General features: G+C 73.1%; 23 protein-coding genes. All 23 read left to right on the plus strand.

The genetic code is table 11. From position 1 onward, the window contains the following. The first annotated feature begins 286 nt into the window (after nt 1-286). The 23 genes from QOZ88_RS05900 (at nt 287) to QOZ88_RS06010 (ending at nt 16,541) form a co-directional block, all read left to right on the plus strand. The gene (locus QOZ88_RS05900) at nt 287-532 is read left to right on the plus strand and encodes a WhiB family transcriptional regulator (protein ID WP_305998864.1); all 246 of its coding nucleotides are present in this window, start codon (nt 287-289) and stop codon (nt 530-532) included. 12 nt (nt 533-544) lie between these two features. Then, nucleotides 545-712 (plus strand): hypothetical protein, encoded by a 168-nt coding sequence (locus QOZ88_RS05905; RefSeq protein ID WP_305998865.1) that lies wholly within the window; start codon nt 545-547, stop codon nt 710-712. Beyond that, nucleotides 705-833 carry a hypothetical protein gene (locus tag QOZ88_RS05910; protein WP_305998866.1) on the plus strand — a complete coding sequence of 43 codons (129 nt, stop codon included), beginning with the start codon at nt 705-707 and terminating at the stop codon, nt 831-833. The genes QOZ88_RS05905 and QOZ88_RS05910 overlap by 8 nt, the downstream gene beginning before the upstream one ends. A gap of 282 nt (nt 834-1,115) precedes the next feature. Further along, a complete protein-coding gene (locus QOZ88_RS05915; RefSeq protein WP_305998867.1) occupies nt 1,116-1,313 on the plus strand; it encodes a hypothetical protein in 198 nt (65 codons plus the stop codon). A gap of 272 nt (nt 1,314-1,585) precedes the next feature. Beyond that, nucleotides 1,586-2,131 (plus strand): bifunctional DNA primase/polymerase, encoded by a 546-nt coding sequence (locus QOZ88_RS05920; protein ID WP_305998868.1) that lies wholly within the window; start codon nt 1,586-1,588, stop codon nt 2,129-2,131. A 15-nt stretch (nt 2,132-2,146) separates the two neighbouring features. Further along, on the plus strand, nt 2,147-2,485 hold the full coding sequence (locus QOZ88_RS05925) for a hypothetical protein (RefSeq protein WP_305998869.1): 339 nt from the start codon (nt 2,147-2,149) through the stop codon (nt 2,483-2,485). A gap of 48 nt (nt 2,486-2,533) precedes the next feature. Then, nucleotides 2,534-2,974, plus strand: coding sequence for a phage terminase small subunit (locus QOZ88_RS05930; RefSeq protein WP_305998870.1), 441 nt, complete (start codon nt 2,534-2,536; stop codon nt 2,972-2,974). 2 nt (nt 2,975-2,976) lie between these two features. After that, nucleotides 2,977-4,650, plus strand: a complete 1,674-nt coding sequence (locus QOZ88_RS05935; protein WP_305998871.1) for a hypothetical protein — start codon at nt 2,977-2,979, stop codon at nt 4,648-4,650. A gap of 21 nt (nt 4,651-4,671) precedes the next feature. After that, a complete protein-coding gene (locus QOZ88_RS05940) occupies nt 4,672-6,063 on the plus strand; it encodes a hypothetical protein (protein WP_305998872.1) in 1,392 nt (463 codons plus the stop codon). A gap of 5 nt (nt 6,064-6,068) precedes the next feature. After that, nucleotides 6,069-6,842 carry a hypothetical protein gene (locus QOZ88_RS05945; protein WP_305998873.1) on the plus strand — a complete coding sequence of 258 codons (774 nt, stop codon included), beginning with the start codon at nt 6,069-6,071 and terminating at the stop codon, nt 6,840-6,842. 58 nt (nt 6,843-6,900) lie between these two features. Beyond that, nucleotides 6,901-7,557 (plus strand): hypothetical protein, encoded by a 657-nt coding sequence (locus tag QOZ88_RS05950; protein WP_305998874.1) that lies wholly within the window; start codon nt 6,901-6,903, stop codon nt 7,555-7,557. 19 nt (nt 7,558-7,576) lie between these two features. Further along, the gene (locus QOZ88_RS05955; RefSeq protein WP_305998875.1) at nt 7,577-8,629 is read left to right on the plus strand and encodes a P22 phage major capsid protein family protein; all 1,053 of its coding nucleotides are present in this window, start codon (nt 7,577-7,579) and stop codon (nt 8,627-8,629) included. A 15-nt stretch (nt 8,630-8,644) separates the two neighbouring features. After that, on the plus strand, nt 8,645-9,166 hold the full coding sequence (locus QOZ88_RS05960; RefSeq protein ID WP_305998876.1) for a hypothetical protein: 522 nt from the start codon (nt 8,645-8,647) through the stop codon (nt 9,164-9,166). Next, nucleotides 9,166-9,504, plus strand: a complete 339-nt coding sequence (locus QOZ88_RS05965) for a hypothetical protein (protein ID WP_305998877.1) — start codon at nt 9,166-9,168, stop codon at nt 9,502-9,504. Before QOZ88_RS05960 ends, QOZ88_RS05965 begins: the two co-directional genes overlap by 1 nt. A 4-nt stretch (nt 9,505-9,508) precedes the next feature. Then, a complete protein-coding gene (locus QOZ88_RS05970; RefSeq protein WP_305998878.1) occupies nt 9,509-9,793 on the plus strand; it encodes a hypothetical protein in 285 nt (94 codons plus the stop codon). Further along, a complete protein-coding gene (locus QOZ88_RS05975) occupies nt 9,790-10,224 on the plus strand; it encodes a hypothetical protein (protein ID WP_305998879.1) in 435 nt (144 codons plus the stop codon). Before QOZ88_RS05970 ends, QOZ88_RS05975 begins: the two co-directional genes overlap by 4 nt. Before the next feature lie 17 nt (nt 10,225-10,241). Next, nucleotides 10,242-10,769 (plus strand): hypothetical protein, encoded by a 528-nt coding sequence (locus tag QOZ88_RS05980; RefSeq protein ID WP_305998880.1) that lies wholly within the window; start codon nt 10,242-10,244, stop codon nt 10,767-10,769. Between the two features lie 95 nt (nt 10,770-10,864). Further along, complete coding sequence (locus tag QOZ88_RS05985) at nt 10,865-11,167, plus strand: hypothetical protein (protein ID WP_305998881.1); 303 nt, start codon at nt 10,865-10,867, stop codon at nt 11,165-11,167. A gap of 16 nt (nt 11,168-11,183) precedes the next feature. Next, nucleotides 11,184-11,480, plus strand: a complete 297-nt coding sequence (locus QOZ88_RS05990; RefSeq protein ID WP_305998882.1) for a hypothetical protein — start codon at nt 11,184-11,186, stop codon at nt 11,478-11,480. A gap of 128 nt (nt 11,481-11,608) precedes the next feature. Beyond that, nucleotides 11,609-11,875 (plus strand): hypothetical protein, encoded by a 267-nt coding sequence (locus QOZ88_RS05995; protein ID WP_305998883.1) that lies wholly within the window; start codon nt 11,609-11,611, stop codon nt 11,873-11,875. Nucleotides 11,876-11,890: 15 nt separating this feature from the next. Further along, a complete protein-coding gene (locus QOZ88_RS06000) occupies nt 11,891-14,464 on the plus strand; it encodes a phage tail protein (protein ID WP_305998884.1) in 2,574 nt (857 codons plus the stop codon). Next, on the plus strand, nt 14,449-15,363 hold the full coding sequence (locus QOZ88_RS06005; RefSeq protein ID WP_305998885.1) for a phage tail family protein: 915 nt from the start codon (nt 14,449-14,451) through the stop codon (nt 15,361-15,363). The genes QOZ88_RS06000 and QOZ88_RS06005 overlap by 16 nt, the downstream gene beginning before the upstream one ends. Next, on the plus strand, nt 15,360-16,541 hold the full coding sequence (locus tag QOZ88_RS06010; protein WP_305998886.1) for a hypothetical protein: 1,182 nt from the start codon (nt 15,360-15,362) through the stop codon (nt 16,539-16,541). The genes QOZ88_RS06005 and QOZ88_RS06010 overlap by 4 nt, the downstream gene beginning before the upstream one ends.

Below are 16,541 nucleotides of genomic sequence, written 5' to 3' on the forward strand. Positions count from 1 at the left end.
AGCTGTATCCACAGCCGGCCGCACCGCCTGGGGACACGCATCGCGACCCAGGAGCGCCCCGGGAGCGCACGCGCCGCTGAGGCGAAGCGACCAGAGCAGAACGCACACACCTGACGCTGCTGACTGCTCGCTCGCCCACGCCGTGCCGTCGCGCCCCGGGGCCGCCTACTTCCCGGCCAGCCCGAGCAAGGGGAGGTGCCATGCCGACCGTCGTCTGCCTGCGCCACACCCGCTACTGGCTGGCCTCCTGCGGCACCTGCCGCGAAGCGCATCGCCCCCGGCCCACGTGAAGCCGGCCTGCGCCACCTCGGTACTCCCCGCCGAGACCTGGGACGCCGACGTCCTCCGCGAAGGCCGCAAGGCCAAGGCCGCCCGCATCGCCACCGCCAAGGCCGTCTGCGACACCTGCCCGATCCGCCGACCCTGCGGTCAGCTCGCCGACGACCGCCGCGACATCGGCGTCTGGGGCGGCACATACCGTGGCTGGAACCCGGCCCGGCTCCCCCGCATGACGCACGACATCGCCGCCTGAGGGAGGAGCGCGATGGGCCACCGCACCATCGAGGAGATCGACGCTGACCTCGCCGCCTACCGCGTCCGCCGGCAGGCCACGCTCGACCAGCTCTTCGCCAGCATGCTGATGCTCAACGCGATCGACTCCCGCGTCGAGGTCCTCCTCGACCAGCGCCACACCGCACGAGCCGGTGCCTGACCTCGAGGCCTACCGCCGCTCCCTGCAGCCGCACCGGCACGACTGGCAGCCGCTCCACCCCGACCGCGACGCCCCCGAGTGGTGCCCAGGCTGCGGCGCCGTCCGCCAGCGCGAGGACTGAGCCCCCGGACTGTCCAGAACTGGACACCTGGACGCCGGGGAGGCGCGATGCCCACCGCCGCGCCTCCCCGCTGCACGTGAACTTCGCGCTCGGCAACACCATCGCCGGCCTCGCCCTGGTCCTGCTGCTCACCACCGCCCCCTGGCCACCGCGCCCCCGACCGAGGAAGCGAGGACGCCGATGGGCTGGGAGACCAGCGACCGCCGAGCCTCCCTCCCCCCGGACTGGCCAGCACGCCGCCAGGCCCGCCTCGAACTGGACGGGCACCGGTGCACCTCCACCATGCGTGACGGCTCCCGCTGCCGGGACCGAGCAACCGACGTCGACCACCACCGCGGCCGCGACCACCACGAGCTCGACGACCTCCGCTCCATCTGCAGCTGGCACCACAACCGCAAGAGCTCCCGCGAGGGCGCCGCGGCACGCAAGCCGCTCAGCGAGCGCAGACGACGCGAGCCCCATCCCGGCCTGATCGGCTGACCCGCCGAGACGAGGCCGACAGCGGGCAGCTCAGACCCCTGGGGGGCACCCCCTCCCCCGGGGGTCTCCGCCACCGGAGAGGTGCTGCGGAAAAAGCCGTGTACGGGTCTGGGGTTTCGCGCGCAGGCCGCCGTGAGCGCACCGGAGAGGGCCTGCCGGAGCTGTCCGCAGGTGCGATGAGGGGCCGATCGGTCACGGAGGCCTCCGGCGGCCCGACCCGAAGGGGTGCGGCGTTGTCGCAGGTCAGCGCGTTCTTTCGTTACACTCGACGAGTGCGATGCGAAGAGTGCAGCGAGCCGCTCGCGGTCGCTGGCCGCGGTCGCATCCCCCGGTTCTGCTCCACCCGCTGCCGCGTCGTCGCACACCGCCGGCGTGCGCAGCTGCCCGCCGAGCTGCTCGCCGCGGCCCGCTGGGTTCGGCACGACGCGAAGCGGCCGATCACCTCGAGCGGAGCGCCCGCGTCCTCGACCGACCCGGCCACCTGGACCGACCACCGCACCGCGGCGCGCTCCCGCGCAGGTGACGGCCTCGGCTTCGTCCTCGGCGGTGGCTTCGCCTGCCTCGACCTCGACCACTGCCTCGACGAGCGCGGCCGGCCCAACGCGTACGCCGCGGCGGTGCTCGGCCGCCTGCCCGACGCGTACGTCGAGGTCTCCCCGTCCGGCGACGGGCTGCACGTGTGGGGCCGCGCCCCAGAGCTCCCGGGCCGCAGGCACCGCGAGCTGGAGGCCTACAGCGTCGGCCGGTTCATCACCGTGACCCGCCGCGTGCACCGACCTGGGGGCCTGGCCGATCTGGAGGCCTGGTTCCTCGACTGACCACCTGGAGGAACCATGCCCCGCACCCTGATCAACCCGCAGCCGGTCGACGCCGCCGGTGTGAAGCCGGCCTACACCGCTGCGGACGGCGTCAACGGCAACTCGTTCCGGCTCGCGTCCGGGACGGCGCTGCACGTGAAGAACGGATCGGCGGCGGCCGTGACGGCGACGATCCCGACGGCCATGACCGTCGACGGGCTGGCCGTGGCCGACCGCGCGGTGTCCATCCCCGCCGGGGAGGACCGGCTGATCGCGCTCGGCACCAACGCCGCCTACGTGCAGCCCGGTGGCGTCGCGCACCTGGACCTCTCGGCCACCGCCTCGGTGACCGTCGCCGTCCTCACCATCCCCTGACCTCCTCCTAACCGAGGAGGTCGAGCCCCTCGGTTAGGAGATCAGGTCATGGCTGGACGCGGACCGGCGCCGAAGGACCCCAGCAAGCGGGTGCGGCGCGGATCGGACCAGGGCGCGCGGCTGGTGCTCGTCGGCGGGACGGTGTCCCAGCCCGAGCTGCCCGACGACGTCGACTGGCCGGCCGCGACCCGCGCCTGGTGGAAGACCTGGGGCGAGGAGCCGATCAGCTCGGAGTTCCGGGCCACCGACTGGGCGTTCCTCGCGGAGACCGCGCTGCTGCACGCCGCGGTGTGGACCGGCGAGCTCAAGCACATGCCTGAGCTCCGGCTCCGCGTCGCCAAGCTCGGCGCGACGCTGGAGGACCGGGCGCGCCTGCGGATCACCTTCGCGCAGGCGGACGAGGCCGAGAAGCGGGCCGGCCGCCCGGCCCCGGCTGCAGGCGGCTCGGCGCGCGAGCGGTACCAGCGGCCGGTCGCCGTCGCCGAGTAGCCGTGCCCTGGAAGCCGCAGCACCCCGGCGACGTCCCGACGCTCGGCTGGTACGTCCTGGACTGGATGACCGCGTTCCTGGCGCGGCCGGCGCTCGGCTACTACGAGCCGTTCACGCCCTACCAGGAGCAGGCCGACTTCATCCTCCGGTGGTACGAGCTGGACCCGCAGACCTGCCGATTCCGGCACGACCGCGGGGTGATCCAGCGACCGCGTGGCTGGGGCAAGAGCCCGCTGCTCGCCTCGCTCGCGATCGTGGAGGGCCTGGCCGACGTCTTCCCCGCCGGGTGGGACGCCGACGGGCAGCCGGTCGGGCAGCCGTGGTCGAACGTCCGCACGCCGCTGGTGCAGATCGCCGCGGTCACTGAGCAGCAGACCCGCTTCACCTGGCAGCCGCTGCTGGAGATGCTCCGCGACGGCCCGGTCGTCGACGAGTTCCCCGGCCTGGAGCCGCTGGACTCCTTCGTGAACCTGCCGCGGGGCCGCATCGAGCAGATGACCGCCTCCCCACGGTCCGCTCGAGGTGCGCCGGCGACGTTCGTGGTGATGGACCAGACCGAGGCCTGGACGCCGTCGATCAACGGCCCGACGTTCGCGCAGACGCTGCGGACCAACGCCGCGAAGAACGGCGGCCGCACGCTGGAGAGCCCGAACGCGTTCGTGCCCGGCGAGAACTCCGTCGCCGAGGACTCCGCGAAGACCTGGGCCCTGATCAGGGAGGGTCGGTCCCGGAAGACCGGGCTGCTCTACGACCACCGCGAGGCCCCGCCGGAGACGGACATGGCCGACCGGGAGTCGCTGGTGGCCGGCCTGCGGGTCGCCTACGGCGACTCGTCCGGGCACGAGGGCGGCTGCGTCATCCATGAACCGGCGTGCCCGCCTGGTCACGTCGACCTGGAGTCGCAGATCTCGGTGATCTGGGACCCGGCGACCGACCCTCAGCTGGCGCGGGCGGACTACCTGAACCAGATCACCCACGCCTCGGACTCCTGGCTGTCCCAGCCGGAGTGGGCCGCTCGCTGGGGTGCTCCGGAGAAGGCGCCCAACGTCGTGCCGGCGATCGCTGACCGCGACACCGTCGTGCTCGGCTTCGACGGCTCCCGGAAGCGGAAGCGCGGCATCACCGATGCCACCGCGCTGATCGGCTGCCGGGTGTCCGACGGACACATCTTCGTGGTCCAGGTGTGGGAGCAGCCCGACGGCCCGGCCGGCGACGACTGGCAGGTCCCGACCGTCGAGGTCGAAGCCGAGATCCGGCAGGCGTTCGCCCGGTGGAACGTCGTCGGGTTCTACGCCGACCCCGCGCTGTGGGAGTCCTACGTCGCCAACTGGGAGGCCACCTACGGCGCGCGGCTGAAGGTCGGCCGCCGCGACCACCCGATCGAGTGGTGGATGAACCGGCCGAACCTCGTCGTGCAGGCCGTCGAGCAGCTCCACGCCGCAGTGGTCGACGGCGAGATGACCCACGACGGGCACCCGGTGCTCACCCGGCACGTGCTCAACGCCCGCAACCGCCGGTCGAAGGCCGGCATGTCCATCGCCAAGGCCGACCGGGACTCCCCCAACAAGATCGACGCCGCGGTGGCCGCGGTGCTCGCCTGGCAGTGCCGCCTCGACGCGCTGGCCAAGGGCCTGGGCCGCACCAAGGCGGTCGGCTACGTCCGCCGCATCCGCTGACCCACGAAAGGGGGCCTGACCATGACCCCCGAGCAGTGGCTGCAGTACCTGTGCGAGCGGATGGACGCCCGCGCCCCGCGCCTACGCGCGCTGCGCGACCGACTGGAGGGCAACGGCCCGCTCCCCGAGGGCGCCGACGGGATGCGGGAGGCCTACCGCGCGTTCCAGCGGCGAGCGCGAGCGGGCTTCGCCCCGCTGCTCACCAACGCCGTCGCCGAGCGCATGGTCATCTCCGGCGTCCGGGTCGGTGACGGCACCGGCGACGACGACACCGCGCGGAAGATCATGCGCCGCAACCGGCTGGGCATCCTGGCCCCGGACGTGCACCGCGACATGCTCGGCCTGTCCGCCGGCTACGTCTCGGTCGTCGGAACGCAGGGCAACGCCCGGATCGTCTACGAGCGGCCCGAGCAGGTCATCACCGAGTCCGACCCGCTCGACCCGTGGAACACCCTGGCCAGCCTCAAGGTGTGGCGGGACAAGGTCCGAGAGCGCGACTTCGCCGTGTTGTCACTGCCCGGCTACATGTACCGGTGGTTCCGGCCGCACAAGCGGGAGTCCGGGCTGATCGAGGCCCCGCTGCGGGTGTCCGGCGGGTGGATTCCGCAGAGCCTCACCGTCGACCTCGCGCCGTGGGTGACCACCGTGCCGTTCTGGAACGCCGGCGGCGTCGCCGAGTTCGAGCAGCACACCGACATCCTCGACCGGATCGACTACGGGATCCTGCAACGCCTGGTCGTCATGGCGATGCAGGCCTACCGGCAGCGGGCCACCGAAGGTGACCTGCCCGAGCACGACGAGGCCGGCAACGTCATCGACTACGCCGCCCTGCTCAAGCCGGGCCCCGGCGCCCTGTGGAACCTGCCCCCCGGCGTGAAGCTGTGGGAGTCGCAGTCGACCGACCCCACGCCGCTGCTCACGGCGGTCAAGGACGACATCCGCGAGCTCTGCGCGGTCACCAGCACCCCGCTGTCCACGCTGATGCCGGACTCGGCGAACCAGTCCGCCGAGGGCGCCTCGGCGGCGCGTGAGGGCTTGGTCTTCAAGACGGAGAACCGCATCGAGCGGGCCCGCGCGTCCTGGTCGCAGGTTCTCGCCCAGGCGCTGGCGATCGAGACCGGGGTCGAGCAGCTGCCCGACGTCGACGTCGACTTCCGTCCGGCTGCGCAGCTGTCGCTGTCGGAGCGCGCCGACGCCGCGACGAAGGCGACCGACCTGCCGTGGGAGACCCGGATGACCGACATCTGGGGCTACGACGGCGACGCGGTGAAGCGGATGCAGACGCAGCGGTCGCAGGACGCGCTCGTGCTGGGGCTGGCCCAGGCGCCGACCGCGCCTGCGCTCCCCTCCGCACCCACCCCTGCCGAGCTGCCCGCGCCGCGGCCGCCGGCTGAGCTCCCGGCCGCTGGCTGACCCCGGTGCCGGACCTCACCGACGCCTATCAGCGGCAGGCCGCTGCGCTGCGGGAGCGGGTGGAGCGGGTCATCCGCGCCACCTGGGGTGGACTGCCCGGCTTCCGCGACGCCGACGTCGACCGGTGGATCGCCCAGGTCCTCCCGCTGCTGCAGGCCGCGCAGGGGCAGATGGCCAGCCTCACCGACGCCTACCTCGCCCGGCTGGCCGGGCAGGCAGCGGCCGGGCTCGACCTGTCCGCGGTCACCGGGGAGGCGCTGCGCGGCGTCGACCCGGCCGAGGTGTACCGGCGGCCCGCGGTCACCGTGCGCACCGAGCTGTCCCGCGGCAAGCCGTTCGAGGCGGCCGCGGCAGCGGGGCTGCGGCGGGCGCTGTCGATCGCCACCACCGACCTGCAGCTGGCCAAGACCCACGCCGCCCGGGCCAACCAGCGAGCGCGGGGGGTGCGGTTCTTCCGGCGGGTGCTCACCGGCGCCGAGGACTGCGCGCTGTGCGTGATCGCCTCGACCCAGCGCTACCGGGTCGGGTCGCTGTCCCCCATCCATCCCGGCTGCGACTGCGGCGTGGAGGACCTCGACGTCGGCACTGACCCCGGGCAGGTGATCGACCCGGCTCTGCTCGAGCAGGCGCACGAGGCGGTCACCGGCGCCGGCTACACCGCGGACCGGAGTGGCCGGGCCCCGGACTACCGGAAGTTGATCGTCACCCGCGAGCACGGCGAGCTCGGCCCCGTGATCGCGCTGGCCGGCCATCAGTTCACCGGTCCCGGCGACCTCTGATCTTCCGAGCCCCGACAGGGGGCCCGGACCCCACCCGACAAGGGAGAACCGCACCACCATGCCTGCCAGCACCGACAGCTCGCCCCTCACCGCGGCCGCGCACGACCTGGCCGCCGCCTTCCTCAAGGCCCGCCACGCCAAGCACCTGGATTTCCGCATGGAGGGCGGCGCCGAGGGCGCTCCCGCCGGCGGCCCGGCCGGCGAGCCCGACCCCCAGGGCGGTGAACCCGGCGGCACCGACACGGAGCCGACCGACCTCACCGCCCAGGTCGAGAAGTGGAAGGCGCTCGCGCGCAAGCACGAGAACGCGTGGAAGTCGACGGCCGACAAGGCCCGCCAGTTCGACGAGCTGACCGAGGCGCAGAAGACCGAGCTGCAGAAGGCCACCGACCGGGCGGCCGCCGCCGAGGCCAAGGCCGCCGAGATCGAAGCGCGCGCCATGCGCGCCGAGGTCGCCGCCGCCAAGGGCATCCCGGCCAACCTGCTGTCCGGCTCGACCCAGGAGGAGCTCGAGGCCTCGGCCGACGCGCTCCTCGCCTTCCGGGGCCCCGCCACCCGGTCCGCCACCCCCGAGGAGGCGGCCGCCGGCAAGCAGGGCGAGGACATCAGCGCCCCCAAGCAGCTGACCCGAGAAGACCTCAAGTCCATGTCCGCGTCGCAGATCATGGCCGCCCAGAAGGCCGGCCAGCTGAAGACGCTCCTCCAGGGCGCATAGCCCAGAAAGCGAGCCTCCCGTGGCCATCAGCAACTTCATCCCCGAGCTGTGGAACGCCGCCGTCCAGATGCCGTTCGAGACGGCCCTGGTGTTCGGCCAGCCCAGCTGCGTCAACCGCGAGTACGAGGGCCAGATCCGGCAGATGGGTGACACCGTCCACGTCACCTCGATCGCCGACCCCACGGTCCGCAAGTACGACAAGAACACCGACCTGAACACCGAGGACCTCGCCGACGAGGACACCTCGATGGTCGTCGACCAGGGCGACTACTTCTCCTTCCGGGTCAACGACGTCGACCAGGTCCAGGCCGCCGGCAACTTCCAGTCCCCGGCCACCGCCCGCGCCGGCCACCGCATGGCCGAGCAGATCGACGCGTTCCTCTCCGGGATCATGGTCGCCGACGCCACCAGCAAGCTCGGCGTCGAGTCGATCAGCAAGTCCTCCCCCGGCCAGGCCTACGACCTGCTCGTCGAGCTCGGCGTGCGGCTGGACAAGGTGGACTGCCCGCAGGCCGGCCGCTTCGTCGCGGTCGACCCCGACTTCCACGGCGTGCTGCTGCGCGACGACCGGTTCATCCGGCTCGACGCGTCGGGCAGCTCGGACGGGCTGCGCAACGGCATCGTCGGGCGCGCCGCCGGCTTCGACATCCTCAAGTCGAACAAGACCCCGTCCGGGCAGCGCACCGTCACCGACGGCGCGACCACCAGCGCGGACAAGACCGTCACCTCCGCGACGGCGAACTTCACCGCCGGCGACGTCGGGTCGGCCATCAGCGGCACGGGCATCCCGGCCGGCACGACCATCGCCTCGGTCACCTCCCCCACCGAGGTCGAGCTGTCCGCGAACGCCACCGCCACCGGCGCCGGCGTCACCCTGACGATCGGCACCGCCGGCTCCCGGAAGCTCGTCGCCGGCATCCCCGACGCCACCTCGCTGGCCGTGCAGATCACCCAGACCGAGGCGCTGCGGGCCCAGAACCGCTTCGCCGACGTCGTCCGCGGCCTGCAGGTCTACGGCGGCAAGGTGTTCGCCCCCGACGGCCTGGCCGCCGTCACCGCCGTCATCTCCTGACCGAGAGGAGGTCCCGTGCCCGACCTGATCTGCACCGTCGAGCAGGCCGCCGGTTTCGACTACGTCGTCACCGCCGGCAAGCTGGCACGGGCCTCCTCCCGGATCCGCACCTACACCCGGCAGCAGGTGACCGTCGGCACCTCGACGGCCCTGCTGCCGGGCCCGGGGCCGTGGCTGCTGCCGCAGCGCCCCGTCCGCGCCGTCACCGCGCTGGTCGACGGCGACGGGCAGCCGGTCGGCTACCGGCTGGACGGCCAGGTGCTCCACGCCGCCGGCGAAGACCTCACCGTCACCTGGGACCACGGGTTCAACCCGGTGCCCGACGGGCTGCTCGAGGTGTGCGCGCAGATCGCCGACCGGCTGTCGACCGTGCCCAAGGCGCTCGCCGAAGGGGTGCAACAGGAGACCGTCGGCGGCATCACTCGCGGCTTCGGCTCGTGGGCCGCCGGCGGCGTCGCCGAGCTCACCCCCGCCGAGCGGCTGGTGATCGACCGCTTCTTCCCGCGGCGGCCGCGCACCACCCAGCTGGTGCCCTGATGTTCCACCAGCAGGTCACCCGGCTGCGAGGAGTCTCGGTCACCGACCGGTACGAGAACACGACGCTCGACTGGTCGAACCCGGCCCGGCTCATCGTCAACGGCGTCTCGGTGCAGCCGCGGGCCCGCACCGAGACCACCACCGACGGCCGCACCGTGCTCGTCTCCGGCTGGTGGCTGTGCACCGCCCCCGGCGTCGACGTCGACCTGACCGCCGCCGACCGCGTCGAGCACGACGGCCTGGTGCTCGAGGTCGACGGCGACGTCGCCCGCTGGCCCGACCCCGACGGCGACGGCGTGCACCACGTCGAGGCTGCCCTGCGACGCGTGACGGGGTGAGCCGGTGAGCATCCAGATCCGCATCGACCCCGCCGGCGTCGCCGAGGTCCTCCGCAGCCGCGAGATGGCCGCCGCCGTCGACGACCTCGCCGAGCAGCTCGCCGACCAGGTGCGCGCCGGCATCACCGACCCCGACATCGCGGCCACCGTCGACGTCGACTCCTACCTCACCGACCGGGCCGCGGCCGCCGTGACGATCGCGCACCCGGCCGGGCTGCCGATCCAGGCCAAGCACGGGACGCTCACCGCCGCGGCGTCCGCGCTCGGGCTGGACGTGAGGTCGCGGTGAAGCCGCTCGTCGTCTTCGGCGACGCCCAGGCCGCCGCGATCGGCGTGCTGCGCGCCGGCTTCGCCGCCCACCCCCAGCCCTACGCCACCGGCGTCACGATCGGCACCCGCGTGCCCGGTGACCGCTCGCCGGAGACGCCGCGGCTGCCCTTCGTGCTGGTCGCTCTCGACGGCACCCCGCGCGTCGAGTACCCGGTCAACGCCCGCGCCGCCCTGCGGATCACCGTGTGGCACCGCACCGAGGCCGACGCTCACGACCTGGCGCAGCTCGCGATGAGCCTGCTGCTCGTCCACACCGGCGCGGTGCTGCGCTCTGTGCGCCCCGGCGCCGGCGTGGCCAAGACCGTCGACCCGACCACCGGGATCGACCTCGCGACCTTCACCGTCGCGGCCAACGTCCGACCGGTCGCGGTCGAGACACCCACCACCTGAGAGAAGAGGTACCTGACATGGCAGGTGACGTCTCGAACGCGGCCCTGTGGGGCGACGCGGACGTCTACATCGGCACGGAGTCGGCGGCCAACCCGCTCGACGAGAACACCGCCTTCGGCGTCGGCTGGTCCCTGTGCGGGCTGCTCGACGGCGACGCCGGCATCACCGAGTCCCGCAGCGAGGACTCCGCGGACTTCTACGCCTGGGGCGGCATCCTCGTCCGCTCCTCGCGCAGCAAGTTCAAGCTGCAGCGGAAGTTCGTCTGCCTGGAGTCCAACGCGGTCACCCTCGGCCTGGTCTACCCCGGCTCCACCGGCGGCGTGATCAAGGTGCCGACTCGCAAGCGCTTCAAGATCGCGTTCGAGACGCGTGAGGGCACCGAGGTGCGCCGCGTGATCTCCGCGCTCTACGCCGAGGTCGCCGCCGTCGCCGACATCACCGAGTCGGAGACCGCGCTGAAGAAGTACGAGATCACCGTGACGATCTTCCCGAACGCGGCCAAGGAGCTGTTCATCGTGCAGCCGGCCGACCCGGTCGCGGCCTGATCGTCCCCCTGACCGGTGCTCGGCGGGCCGCTCGCAGGCCGGCCCGCCGAGCACCACCTTCCTGACCGCCCTGCGGATCGAGGAAGAAGACCCGCATGCCCAGCCTGCCCAGCTTCACCGACGAGCAGCTCGTCGCCGCCGGTATCCGCTTCGAGATGCTGCTGCCCGACAGTCAGCCCGCCGTCCTCACCCCGGGACTGCGCATCGCGATCAAGCGCCGGCTGCTGGCTGACACCGCGCCGCCGGCGCCGACCACCGCGCGCACCCTCGCCGCCCTGCACCGCGAACTCCTCGCCGAGCACCTGCCCGAGCAGCTCGCCAACGCGATCGTCCTCGAAGCCGCCCGGCTCGAGGTCCGCCGCCTCCACCTGGAGACGGCACCCACCCCCACCAGCTGAGAACTGGAGCCTGCGCATGACCACCACCGACCTCACCCCCGCCACCGACCCGGTGCGCGCCGAAGCCCTCGACCAGTCCACGATCGCCGTCCCCTTCGACGGCGCCACCTACACCGTGCCCCGCGACCTCGAGGACTGGCCCATGGCGGCCATGGAGGCCATGGAGGACGGCAAGGCCGTCACCGCCCTGCGCGCGCTCCTGCCGGCGACGCAGTGGGCGGCGTTCAAGGCCACCGGCCCGAGCATCCGCGCGATGTCGCAGCTGCTCGACGCCATCGCCGTCGAGGCCGGGTTCAAGAGCGCGGGGGAATAACCGGCCTCCGGCGTCTCTACCGCGAACACCGAGACGCCCTGGAGGCCGACCTCCAGATCCACGCGAACGGCACCGATCTGCGTGACCTGCACCGGCCCGGCACCGCGCTGACGTGGCGGCGGCTGGCCGTGCTGGTCCGCTACCTGCCGCCGGACGCACACACCCCGACGCTGCTCGGCGGCCCCGCCGCCGCGTGGCGGCTGGAGCACTACCTGCTGGCCGACGTGTGGCGGGCCACCGCGCACTCCCCCAAGCCGCACCCCGCCGTCCCCGACAGGTCCCAGACCGCCCGGGTCGCCGGCCGCGGCAAGGCCGCCCGGCAGGACGCGCGGCTGCGCGCCCAGCAGCGCCGCATCGAACGCCAGCAGGCCGCCGGAGAGGCGCCCAGCGACTGAGGAGAGGGGTGACCGGTGTCCACCGTCGGCTACGCCACGCTGCAGGTCATCCCCTCCATGCAGGGCATCGGATCCAAGCTGACCGGCGCCCTGAAGGGCCCGCTGGCCAAGGCCGGCGTCGACGGCGGCACCGCGGCGGCCGACGGGCTGGAGAAGAGCATCGGCGGCCGGATGAAGGGCATCGCCGGCGCCGCGGCCGGCGCGTTCATCGCCGCCTGGGGCGCGGCCAAGGTCGGCGAGTTCATCACCGGCAGCATCACCGCCGCCACCGACCTGTCCGAGTCGACGTCGAAGATCGGCGTCGTCTTCGGTGGCGCATCCCAGCAGGTGCTCGACTTCGCCGCCAACGCCTCCTCGGCGTTCGGGCAGTCCCGCGGCCAGGCGCTGGAGGCGGCCGGCACGTTCGGCAACCTGCTGCGCTCCCTCGGCCTCACCGAGCAGGCGTCGGCGGAGATGTCGACGTCGATGGTCGGGCTCGCCTCGGACCTGGCCAGCTTCAACAACACCGACCCCGCCGAGGCGCTGGACGCCCTGCGCGCCGGTCTCACCGGCGAGACGGAGCCGCTGAAGAAGTTCGGCGTCAACCTCAACGACGCCACCCTCAAGGCCAAGGCCCTCGAGCTGGGGCTGTCCGACGGCAAGGCCACCCTGGACGCCAGCGCGAAGGCGCAGGCCGCGTACGCGCTGGTCATGGAGCAGACCAGCCTGGCGCAGGGCGACTTCGCCCGCACGTCGGCGGGGCTGGCCAACCAGCAGCGGATCCTCGGCGCCCAGTGGACCGACGTGTCGGCCAACATCGGCGGGCTGTTCGTGCCCGCCCTGGGCAACGCCGCCAACCTGCTCACCGGCCGGCTCATGCCCGGCATCCTGTCGGCCACCTCCGGGCTGCCCGCCCTCGGCGACGCCCTCGGCTCGGTCGGCGACGTCGCCCGGGTCGCGTTCACCGACGGTCTCGACGCCGCGTTCGCGATGATCGAGGGAACCCAGGGCGCGGCCCGCTGGGTCGGTGTCCTGGCGGCCAACGTCGGCGACCTGTCGGCAGTGTTCCGCGAGGCCTTCGTCGACGGCGCCGGCGCTTCCGCTCTCCTCGGCGCGTCCGGGCTGGAGGGGTTCGCCGTCACCGCCGGGGAGGCGGCGTTCCGGATCCAGGGCGCCTTCTACTCCGTCTGGGAGGGCATCAGGACCGCCCTCGGCCCGGTCGTCGCGCAGCTGCAGACGACGTTCAGTGGCGCGTTCACCGCGATCAGCGAGTCCATCGGGGCCGCGTTCGGGTCCGGTGGCGGCAGCAGCTTCCTGCTGACGTTCGCCGACGCCCTGTCCGGGCTCGCGGAGACCGCGCTGCCGCTGATCATCGACTGGTTCACCCGCTGGGCCGAGGTGGTGCAGGCAGCCATCCCGATGATCGTCACCGTCATCCAGGGCCTGGTCCCCGTGGTGCAGGGCATCTTCGCCCAGCTGGGCCCGGTCCTGCAGTCGCTGGTGCCGGTCATCAGCCAGGTCGCCGGGGTCATGGCCAGCACGCTGCTGACCGTCCTCAACGCCCTCGCGCCGGTGCTACCCGTCCTGGTGCAGGCCATCGGGCAGGTCGCGACGATGCTGGCCGGCGCCTTCATGGGCGTGCTGGAGCAGCTGCTGCCGATCCTGCCTCCCATCGTGGAGGCGATCGCGCAGATCGCCGCGGTCATCGCCCAGGCGCTCGCCGGCGCCCTGCGGGCGATCCTCCCGGTCATCCCGAGCCTGGTGACGGTGCTGGTCACGCTGGTGACGACCGCGATCACCCCGCTGCTGCCGCTGCTGCCGCTGCTGGCTGGGCTGTTCGCTCAGATCATCACGGCACTGGCCCCGCTGCTGCCGCCGCTGGTGCAGATCATCGCGCTGATCATCCAGCTGGCGATCGCGGCGATCAGCCCGCTGCTGCCCTTCCTCCCGACCCTGATCGGCCTGTTCACCCTGATCGTCCAGGCGATCACCCCGATCATCGGCGTGGTCGTGCAGGTGATCGGGGTCTTCATCCGGCTGGTCGCCGAGGTACTGCCCCCGATCCTCGGGTTTGTGTCCCGCATGGTGGGGATCTTCACCACGCTCTGGACCAGCATCAGCACGATCGTGGGCAACATCTTCGGCTCGGTGACGGGCACGTTCGGTGGGCTCGTGAACGCGATCGTCGGGGTGTTCTCCGGGGTCGGCACGGCGGTGGGCACGGCGTTGGGCACCGTCGGCTCGGTCGTCCGCGGCATCGTGAACGGCATCATCTCCGCGATCAACAACACGGTGATCGCCGGGATCAACCTGGTGATCGACGGCGCGAACTTCGTCAACCCCTTCGACGACGTGCCGCACGTGCCCCGGATCCCGCGCCTGGCCGAGGGCGGCATCGTCCCGGCGACCCCGGGCGGTGTGCTGGCGTTCATCGGTGAGGGCGGGGAGGACGAGCTGGTCATCCCACGATCGAAGGCCCGGTCGATCCTCGGCGGCGCCGGTGACCAGGGTGGCCGGCCGATCGAGCTGCACGTGCACACCCGGCAGGAGATCGACGTCCCGGCGCTGGCCCGCCAGGTCGCCCGCGAGCTCGCTTGGGGGACGTCGTGATCGACCACCTGCGGGTGAGCGTGGACGGGTGGACGGCGGTGGCCGGGCCGGGCGCGGAGCCTGACCGGTTCGGCTGCTACTGGGACCTCGCCGAGATCGAGGGCTGGTTCGGTGGGCTGGCGGTGCGCGCGGACAGCGAGGACCGCACCGGCGCCGACGGTGCCCACGACGGCCAGCCGTACTTCGCCGCGCGCACCGTCACCCTCGCCGGGCTGCTGGACGCCCCGGACCCGGCCGCGCTGCTGGCCGCGATGCGGCGACTGGCCGGGGTCCTGGCCGGCCGCCGCACCGGCACGCTCGTCGTCGAGGAGGTCGCCACCGGCATCACCCGGTCGGCGGAGTGTCGGCTGGACGTGCAAGGCCGGGCCAAGCGCACCGGGGAGACGTCCGCGGACTGGGAGATCACGGTGTACTGCCCGGACCCGCTCCGGTACGGGCCGCCGCTGCAGGACTCCACCGGGCTGCCGAAGTCCGGCGGCGGACTGGCGTGGCCGCTGTTCACCAACGGCTTCCTGGACTGGGGGCAGCCCGGAGATCCCGGGCAGGTCATCCTCAGCAACGGCGGCACCGCAGACGCCCCGATCCTCTTCCGAGCGACGGCCGGACCGCTGGGTCTGCCCGAGGGGTTCGAGATCTCCGCCGGTGGGCGCCGGCTGACCTACGCCGCAGTGGTGCCGCCCCGGCAGACGATCTGGATCGACACCGCCACCGGCGCCGTGCTCGCCGAGGGCACCGCCGACCGGCGCAGCGAGCTCACGCACGCCGACTGGCTGCACGTGCCCGCGGCCGACCCGGAGACCGGGGTGGCCGGGGAGCTGACCATCCAGTTCACGTCGCTGGGCGGCGCCTACGACGAGGGGGCGCAGCTGGTCGCGCAGTGGACGGAGGCCGACACGTGACCGAACCGCAGGTCATGACCCTCGCCGCGGCGTCGGCGACCGCCATGGGTCTGCCCAAGCGGTCGCCGGTCACCACCCGGATCCTGTTCGGGGAGCTGCGCACCGGCCGTATCACCGGCGTGCTGCCCGTCACCGGCGCGGCCTGGTCCCGGGTGCAGAACGACGCCGGCACCGTCGACCAGGTGCGGGTCCACCGCAGCGTCGTCGCTGAGCAGCGGCTGCGGCAGAACGCCGCCGCCGCGCGCTGCTTCCTCGCCGTCGAGCAGGGCGACCGGATCCGACAGGCCGGGCCGATCTGGAAGCACTCCTGGTCCCGCCGCGACGGCCGGCTCACCCTCGGCGCCGCCGGGCTGTGGTCGCTGTTCGACCACCGCAAGGTGCTGCCGGTGCTCGCCGGGCGGCGGGTCCAGGACGTGTCCACCACCCTGACCGGCGCGGACTACGGGGAGTTGGCCCGCGCGCTGGTCGCTCAGGCGCTGGGCGACGTCGGTGGGGATCTGCCGCTGGTGCTGCCGGCGGCCCGGACCGGCAGCGACCGCACCGAGACGTGGCCGGGCTGGGCGCTGCCCGACCTCGGCGAGCAACTGCGCCAGTTCACCACCCGCGACTCCGGCGCACCGGACATCCGGTTCACCGCCCGGCGCCGCGCCGACGACGCCCGGTTCCTGGAGTTCGTGATGGAGACCGGCACCGCGGCCAGTCCGCAGCTGTCCCAGGCCGGCGCCGACTGGACCTTCGACACCACCGTCCGCAAGGGCCCGGTACTCGACATCGCCGTGGAACAGGACGCCACCGAGATGGGCATGCGCGGCTGGATCACCGGCAACGGCAGCGAGGCCGACACGCTCATCGCCACCCACGAGGACCTGGCGCTGGTGCAGGCCGGTTACCCGCTGCTGGAGCTCGAGCGGTCCCACTCGTCGGTCGAGGTGCAGTCGACCCTCGACGGGCACGCCCGCACCCTGGTCGCCGCCCGCGCCCGCCCGGTGGAGGTGTGGAAGCTGACCGTCCGCGCCGACGCCGCGCTGGAGGTCCTCGAGGGCGACTACGCCCGGGTGAAGACCAAGGGCGACGACTACCTGCCCGACGGGGAGCACCGCGTGCGCGTGCAGAAGATCAGCGGAGGCCTCGGCGACACCGTGGTCTTGGACATGTACCCGTTGAAGGCGGTGATCTGA

This window comes from Blastococcus carthaginiensis (assembly GCF_030731085.1).
GTDB classification, from domain to species: domain Bacteria; phylum Actinomycetota; class Actinomycetes; order Mycobacteriales; family Geodermatophilaceae; genus Blastococcus; species Blastococcus carthaginiensis.

What these genes read in the sequence shown, in the direction of transcription:
- QOZ88_RS05905 (WP_305998865.1), top strand. Translation starts at nt 545, where the DNA reads ATGGGCCACCGCACCATCGAGGAGATCGACGCTGACCTCGCCGCCTAC.
- QOZ88_RS05915 (WP_305998867.1), top strand. Translation starts at nt 1,116, where the DNA reads ATGCGTGACGGCTCCCGCTGCCGGGACCGAGCAACCGACGTCGACCAC.
- QOZ88_RS05925 (WP_305998869.1), top strand. Translation starts at nt 2,147, where the DNA reads ATGCCCCGCACCCTGATCAACCCGCAGCCGGTCGACGCCGCCGGTGTG.
- QOZ88_RS05930 (WP_305998870.1), top strand. Translation starts at nt 2,534, where the DNA reads ATGGCTGGACGCGGACCGGCGCCGAAGGACCCCAGCAAGCGGGTGCGG.
- QOZ88_RS05940 (WP_305998872.1), top strand. Translation starts at nt 4,672, where the DNA reads ATGACCCCCGAGCAGTGGCTGCAGTACCTGTGCGAGCGGATGGACGCC.
- QOZ88_RS05950 (WP_305998874.1), top strand. Translation starts at nt 6,901, where the DNA reads ATGCCTGCCAGCACCGACAGCTCGCCCCTCACCGCGGCCGCGCACGAC.
- QOZ88_RS05965 (WP_305998877.1), top strand. Translation starts at nt 9,166, where the DNA reads ATGTTCCACCAGCAGGTCACCCGGCTGCGAGGAGTCTCGGTCACCGAC.
- QOZ88_RS05980 (WP_305998880.1), top strand. Translation starts at nt 10,242, where the DNA reads ATGGCAGGTGACGTCTCGAACGCGGCCCTGTGGGGCGACGCGGACGTC.
- QOZ88_RS05985 (WP_305998881.1), top strand. Translation starts at nt 10,865, where the DNA reads ATGCCCAGCCTGCCCAGCTTCACCGACGAGCAGCTCGTCGCCGCCGGT.
- QOZ88_RS05990 (WP_305998882.1), top strand. Translation starts at nt 11,184, where the DNA reads ATGACCACCACCGACCTCACCCCCGCCACCGACCCGGTGCGCGCCGAA.